General features: G+C 58.4%; 7 protein-coding genes. 3 read left to right on the top strand and 4 right to left on the bottom strand.

The genetic code is table 11. The annotated features are described in order from the left end of the window. Both H8F21_RS28445 and H8F21_RS28440 read left to right on the top strand, forming a co-directional pair. Nucleotides 1–191: hypothetical protein (locus tag H8F21_RS28445; RefSeq protein WP_203585764.1), on the top strand; the 191-nt coding region annotated here is incomplete at its 5' end. Between the two features lie 80 nt (nt 192–271). Next, complete coding sequence (locus H8F21_RS28440) at nt 272–454, top strand: hypothetical protein (RefSeq protein WP_203585763.1); 183 nt, start codon at nt 272–274, stop codon at nt 452–454. Here the strand turns inward: H8F21_RS28440 and H8F21_RS28435 are convergent. Beyond that, nucleotides 451–633, bottom strand: coding sequence for a DUF1289 domain-containing protein (locus H8F21_RS28435; protein WP_203585762.1), 183 nt, complete (start codon nt 631–633; stop codon nt 451–453). The two genes, H8F21_RS28440 and H8F21_RS28435, sit on opposite strands and share 4 nt — an antisense overlap. Next, entirely contained in the window at nt 617–1,006 is a 390-nt protein-coding gene (locus H8F21_RS28430; protein WP_203476518.1) for a hypothetical protein, read from the bottom strand. Before H8F21_RS28430 ends, H8F21_RS28435 begins: the two co-directional genes overlap by 17 nt. Before the next feature lie 357 nt (nt 1,007–1,363). Between H8F21_RS28430 and H8F21_RS28425 the strand changes: the two genes are divergently transcribed. Next, nucleotides 1,364–2,449, top strand: coding sequence for a YkvI family membrane protein (locus tag H8F21_RS28425; RefSeq protein WP_203543657.1), 1,086 nt, complete (start codon nt 1,364–1,366; stop codon nt 2,447–2,449). A 223-nt stretch (nt 2,450–2,672) separates the two neighbouring features. Here the strand turns inward: H8F21_RS28425 and H8F21_RS28420 are convergent, their stop codons facing one another. Then, nucleotides 2,673–3,596, bottom strand: coding sequence for a hypothetical protein (locus H8F21_RS28420; protein WP_203585761.1), 924 nt, complete (start codon nt 3,594–3,596; stop codon nt 2,673–2,675). A 242-nt stretch (nt 3,597–3,838) separates the two neighbouring features. Then, the gene (locus H8F21_RS28415) at nt 3,839–5,692 is read right to left on the bottom strand and encodes an ABC transporter ATP-binding protein (RefSeq protein ID WP_203585760.1); all 1,854 of its coding nucleotides are present in this window, start codon (nt 5,690–5,692) and stop codon (nt 3,839–3,841) included. Between the last annotated feature and the right edge of the window lie 308 nt (nt 5,693–6,000).

Genomic DNA, 6,000 nt, shown 5'->3' with positions numbered 1-6,000 from the left:
CTTCCCCGGATGTCATTCAGTGGGCGCCTGGCCTGCCGAAGACCCGTTCGGGCAAGATTATGCGCCGCATTCTGCGCAAGATCGCCACGGCTGAGTACGATGGCTTGGGTGATATCTCGACACTGGCTGATCCGGGAGTGGTTCAGCAATTGATCGATACCCATAAATACATGGCGAGGACTTCAACCTGAAAGCCTCTTGGCTATGCATTCGGCGAAGCGGTAGAAGTTTGGATTCCAGATAATCCACCGAAATGTTAGTGACGATACAGATGGCGATTGCGATCGTCAGTGTGTTCGCCAGTAGCGCTGACAGAGCGATGCAGGTTGTCTTGTTGGCACTGGTCGTTCTGTTGGTCTCGCTGCCGTGCATGACCCTGTTGTTGCTGGTGTCGGCCTGGTTGGCCGTATTTGTCAAGCCGGGAGCAACAGGCTGGCACTCCCAGACTGGCTAGTTTTTCTTCTTGTTGAGGTTTTTCATGCGCGCGCTGGCGTTGCGCACGGTGGTCATTTTCTCCGGCCGTTTCATGCTGCGCCACTTACGAATTTCTTCCTTTGTTCGCCCGCAGCTCACGCACATTTCGCTGTTCAACTGGCACAGCGAAACGCAGGGGTTTTCAATGTCCTTTGCCATGCTTGCCACCTGATCGTTGCCGTGAACCCAGGCGCAGCGCCCAATTGCCCTGATGCGAAACTGCGCAACGTTCTTCGCAATCAAACTCAAGATGCCGGCTGATGTTGGTGACGCTGATGCCAATGTCCTCGAATGCAGCCTGGGTAAGGTTATGCATCCATGCCTGGTCGCGGCTGGAGAGGGCAGCGGCCAGGTGGCTTTCGCTATCGAATACCCAGGTGACAACAAGGCTGTCAGGGAAACTGTCGTAATTGACGCGATGGGTCAGCCATTCAAAGCCCAAAATCTGGCCTTTGGCTGACTCGCAGGCGCGGGTCAGCGCTCGGGCCAGTTCCCGCTCCATGGCGCGATGCTGTCGTTTCGATGAAGCCATAAATGTGTTCCGCAGTCGCATTGGCAAAGAGTGGTGATTCTAAGCCAGCAAGTACCTGAGAGGGGTAGCTCCGTCTTGCTTGTGGTGTGTTGTTCGCGGGTGGATTGGCGTTTTCGCGAGACTTGTAGCGGCAAAACGGTTTTTACGACGCTTTTCGCCGCGTATGGCAATTTATTCAGTAAAAACAACTACCTAACACTTCCTATACTGCGCTCTGCGTCAGCGTGGCTGCACAATCCAACGAGCCAGGGTGCTTGTGGTTCAGCCATGCAGATAGTCTGCTATGCGGGAACAAGGGGACAGGAGTCACCTCTTTTTTCCATGCTACTAATAAGTCTAAGAACGAGAAATAGTTTAATGAATAAACAATCTATCCAGATTGCGCTTGCTTACATGTCTGTGGTGATTGGTGGCGGTTTCGCCTCGGGGCAGGAGGTCCTGCAGTTTTTCACCGGCTATGGGCTTATAGGCATCGTCGGCACTCTGGTGAGCGGTGTACTGTTTGCCTTCCTCGGCATGCAGATCGCCCGGATGAGCTCGCAAATGCAAGCGAACTCGCACAAGGAAGTTCTCTACAAGTTGTTCGGTACGCGTATCGGCCTGGTGGTCGATGTGGTGCTGTCGTTCTTCCTGTACGGCGTCGGCGTGGTGATGCTGGCCGGCAGCGGTTCGATCTTTACCCAGGAATACAACTTGCCGCCGCTCTTCGGTGGCGTTTTGATGACCGTGCTGGTGGTTGCCACCCTGTGCCTGCACGTCACTCGCATTATCAACCTGATCAGCGCAGTGATGCCGTTCCTGCTGGCCATGGTACTGATCATCACCACCTACTCAATCTTCAACTACAACGCCTCCGTCGAAACCCTCGACGCAGTTGCCCGCGAGAACAATGACACCGTCACGGGTAACTGGTTCGTCGGCGCCTTGCTCTATGCCTCGTTCAACATCGCCGTAGGTTTCCCGATGCTTGCCGTGATCGGCGGTATGACCAAGCAGCCCAAGGCTGCCGCAGTCGGTGGTGTGCTCGGTGGTCTTGGCCTGGGTGCGCTGATTCTGCTGCTGAACATCGGCCTGTTCGCCAACATCAACCAGTTGCAGGGTATTGAAATGCCGTCGCTGGCGCTGTCGGCGCGCATTTCGCCAATCCTCTCGGTGGTCATGTCCATCGCGCTGGTGTGCATGATCTATAGCACCGCAGTGGGCATGTTCTTCGCCTTCAGCGCGCGCTTCGCCAAACCGGATTCGCGCCGCTTCAAACTGGTAAGCGCCGTGACCGTGTGCGTAGGTCTGGGCTTGAGCCTGGGCGGCTTCAGCAAGCTGGTTGGCACCGTCTACCCGTTGCTGGGTTATGTCGGCTTTGCCCTGATCCTCGCCATCGCCTTCAGCTGGTTGCGTGCACGCTCCGCTGCCAAGGCTCAGGCCGCGCTGAACGCCGCCTCCTGAGGCAAGCGCAAGCCCCGCTAGCGTGCTTGATGCTGGTTACCCAAGCATTGCGCACACTGGCGGGGCTTGTTCATTGCAGCTGGCTCATTCGAGCAACTGCGGGCGTGTTGTGCTGAAAGCCTTTCTCCAGCCTTCAATGCATGAACAATGCAATCAGGATGATCACGGGAATAGGTACGCCGAGCATGAATAGCAGTATCGAACGCATGGTAGTTCTCCTCGGTTATTGAGCTCGAGTGCCGACGTAGTCGTCGACCAGAATTACGGCGTCGCGACGGCGGCCCCCGTAGGTTGCGGCGAAGCTTGCGAAAAACGCGCCGCACAGCAATGCAATGAACATCCACAGCGACGTCATCGCGGCAGCTTTGCTGGCGGCGTCGGCTGCTTCACGTGCAGCGGCCTTGGCTTCCTCCAACGCCTGGCGCGCCTTGGCGAATACATCGTCGACACGTTTTTCAGCCTGGGCCTGGGTAAGGTTGGTGCGCTGGCTGACCAGTTGCGCCAGATAGGCTCTGTCTTCTGCGCTCAGTTGCCCGCCGTCGCTTAGCGAGCGCGCCATGATCCGGGTCACCGCCGCATTGGCGGCATCTTCATTGACCATGACCGTGCTGTCACCGCGAAACAGGGTGTCGACAAAATAGCCATAGGCGTCGCTGTCTTTGCTGCCCGCCGCTGTGGCCGCTGCCGAGGTCACGCCGCTTGCGGCGCCCGCTGCAACCTGTGCCCCAGCCTGCACTCCACCCCCGACAATGCTGCTGACCGAGCCGACCACCAGCGTGGCCGTCACTAGTGTGGCGACCGCCCAGGCCAGAAAGCCGTGGGCGGTATCGCGAAAGTACACCTCATCACCATGCACCCGTGCCCATTTGACCCGCAGACGACCGGCCAGGTAGCCCCCGAGACCAGAAGCGATAATCTGCGTCAGCGCAAGCCAGACAATCGTGGAAATGCCGAGGCTCTTGGCGCTCATGCCATCGCCGGCCCACGGAGAAACTGCTGAAAAGCCCAGTCCGAAACCGAGCATTACCAGGATCAGCGACATTGCCGCTGCCCCAGCCGCGCCTGCAAAAATTGCCGCCCATGACACGCCAGACTGGTTCTGCGCTTGGGCGCTGACAGCCAGCTGGGCTTCGGTTGTTGTCATCATTGTTTTAGAACTCCCGTCGTGAACGTCGATGTCCACCACAACGGGTGCATGCCTTATGCCAAGCATGGGTAATTGGCAAAGTGTGTGAATTCAATGCGTTACCGCGATTGCAAAAATTCACGTCATGCAAAGTGCAAGATACAGCCCGCCGCTGGCGGGTGTTCTGCACAGTCTGGCGACTGAGGTGCCCAGGGCGTGAGCCGCCGCCGGCAAATCAGCGCCCCAGACCATTTAGCCGTCGGCTACTCCAGCGCTTCGGCCAACCCTTGGTCTTCACCCAGGAATCCACCACTCTGGTGCTGCCACAGCCGCGCGTAGGTGCCGTTCTTCGCCAGCAGTTCAGCGTGGGTGCCTTGTTCGATGATGCGCCCCTCATCCATAACGATCAGCCGATCCATTGCCGCGATTGTCGACAGTCGATGGGCGATGGCGATGACGGTCTTGCCTTGCATCATTTCATCCAGGCTTTCCTGGATGGCCACTTCAACCTCAGAGTCCAAGGCGCTGGTGGCTTCGTCCAACAGCAGGATCGGGGCGTTCTTGAGCATCACCCGGGCGATGGCAATGCGTTGGCGCTGGCCACCGGATAGCTTGATGCCACGCTCACCGACCAGCGTGTCGTAACCGCTATGGCCCTGGCGGTCGCTCAGTTGGTTGATAAAACCGTCGGCTTGAGCGTTGGCCGCAGCGCGGCGGATCTCTGCGTCGGTCGCATCCGGGCGACCGTAGGCGATGTTGTCGCGAATCGAGCGGTGGAGCAGCGAGGTGTCCTGAGTGACCATGCCAATAGCGCTGCGCAGGCTGTCCTGGGTCACGTGAGCGATGTTTTGCCCGTCAATGCGAATCTCGCCACTGTCCACGTCATAGAAACGCAGCAGCAGGTTGATCAGCGTGGACTTGCCGGCCCCGGAACGCCCGACCAGGCCGATTTTTTCGCCTGGGCGAATTTTCAGGCTCAGGCCATCGAGCACCTGTCGCTCACCGTTGTAGTTAAAGCTTACGTTGTCGAAGGTCACTGCGCCGCCGGCAGGCACTAACTCGCTGGCGTTTGGCGCATCCTGCACCTTGGGGCCGCGGGTCAGGGTCTGCATGCCATCCTGGACGGTACCGATGTTTTCGAACAACGAGGTCATTTGCCACATGATCCAGTGCGACATGCCGTTGATGCGCAGTGCCATCGCTGTAATAGCCGCCACGGCCCCGGTACCGACTTCGCCTTGATGCCACAGCCACAAGGCGTAACCGCCAGCGCCAAGGATCAAGGCGACCACCAGTGCCTGATTGACGATCTCGAACTGGCTGACCAGGCGCATCTGGCGAAAGCCGGTCTGTTTGAAATCCTCCATGGCGGCGCGGGCAAAATGCGCTTCACGTTTGGAGTGTGAGAACAGCTTCACGGTGGTGATGTTGGTGTAGGCGTCGGAGATGCGCCCGGTCATCGACGAGCGCGCGTGGGCCTGTTCCTGGCCGACCTGGCCCAGGCGCGGCACAAAGTACAGCATGGCCAGGCCGAATAGCGCGACCCAGATAACGAACGGCAGCATCAACTTCAGGGCGAAACCGCCGGCCAGGGCGATGATTGCTATGAAATAGACACCAATGCCGGGCAGAATTTCGATCAGGGTGAACAGCACTTCGCGCACGGCCAATGCAGTCTGCATCACCTTGGTGGTGACCCGGCCGGAAAACTCATCGGAAAAAAAAGACAGGCTTTGGCGCAGCATCAGGCGGTGGAAGTCCCAACGCAGCCGCAAGGGCAGGTTGATCGCCAAGACCTGGTGCTGAACCATGGTACGTAGCGCCACCAAACCGATGCTGGTCAGCAACACGATGGCGATACCCCACAGCACGCGGCTTTCCTGGCCTTGCGTACTACCGCCTGCCTGCCAGGTGGAGAGCAGGTCGACCACCTGGCCAAGAAAGGCAAACAACCAGGCTTCGTAAATCGACACACTGGCACTGAGCAGCGCAAGCGCGAGGATATAGCCGCGTGCGCCTCGGGTGCAGGCCCACAGGAACCGCGCCAGACCAACCGGTGGAGGTGGCAGCTCATCGGGTGGAAAGGGGTCGAGTCTTCGTTCAAACACACGAAGCATGAGGGCCTCCTGAGGGGGTCAAATAGTGGGATTCTGTCATCTAACGATTGCTTTGAGTGGTTCACGGCTCGAGAGTTTGGCGCTTTCAATCAAACGCCTGAAAACCCAACGGGTCGCGCAACGATGCGAAGAGGTGATCAACGGCCTTGAGGCGGAGGGTCTGTCAGGGAGTGGGTCACTCGCTTGGCTGTGAACATCAAACAGTCCGGCAAGGCGCTGTCGTTGCGGTGGTTGACGACCCAGCGCCTAGTCTGATGAATGATGGAGCGAGGTGCAATGAACTCCCCAAAGTTTGCTACTGCATCCTT

The organism is Pseudomonas arcuscaelestis (genome assembly GCF_016881005.1).
GTDB classification, from domain to species: domain Bacteria; phylum Pseudomonadota; class Gammaproteobacteria; order Pseudomonadales; family Pseudomonadaceae; genus Aquipseudomonas; species Aquipseudomonas arcuscaelestis.
The sequence above is the reverse complement of the archived record's forward strand: the minus strand, read 5'-3'. Positions and strand labels throughout refer to the sequence as shown.

Coding starts and splice junctions, on each gene's coding strand:
- H8F21_RS28440 (WP_203585763.1), top strand. CDS start 272: ATGGCGATTGCGATCGTCAGTGTGTTCGCCAGTAGCGCTGACAGAGCG.
- H8F21_RS28435 (WP_203585762.1), bottom strand. CDS start 633: ATGGCAAAGGACATTGAAAACCCCTGCGTTTCGCTGTGCCAGTTGAAC.
- H8F21_RS28430 (WP_203476518.1), bottom strand. CDS start 1,006: ATGGCTTCATCGAAACGACAGCATCGCGCCATGGAGCGGGAACTGGCC.
- H8F21_RS28425 (WP_203543657.1), top strand. CDS start 1,364: ATGAATAAACAATCTATCCAGATTGCGCTTGCTTACATGTCTGTGGTG.
- H8F21_RS28420 (WP_203585761.1), bottom strand. CDS start 3,596: ATGATGACAACAACCGAAGCCCAGCTGGCTGTCAGCGCCCAAGCGCAG.
- H8F21_RS28415 (WP_203585760.1), bottom strand. CDS start 5,692: ATGCTTCGTGTGTTTGAACGAAGACTCGACCCCTTTCCACCCGATGAG.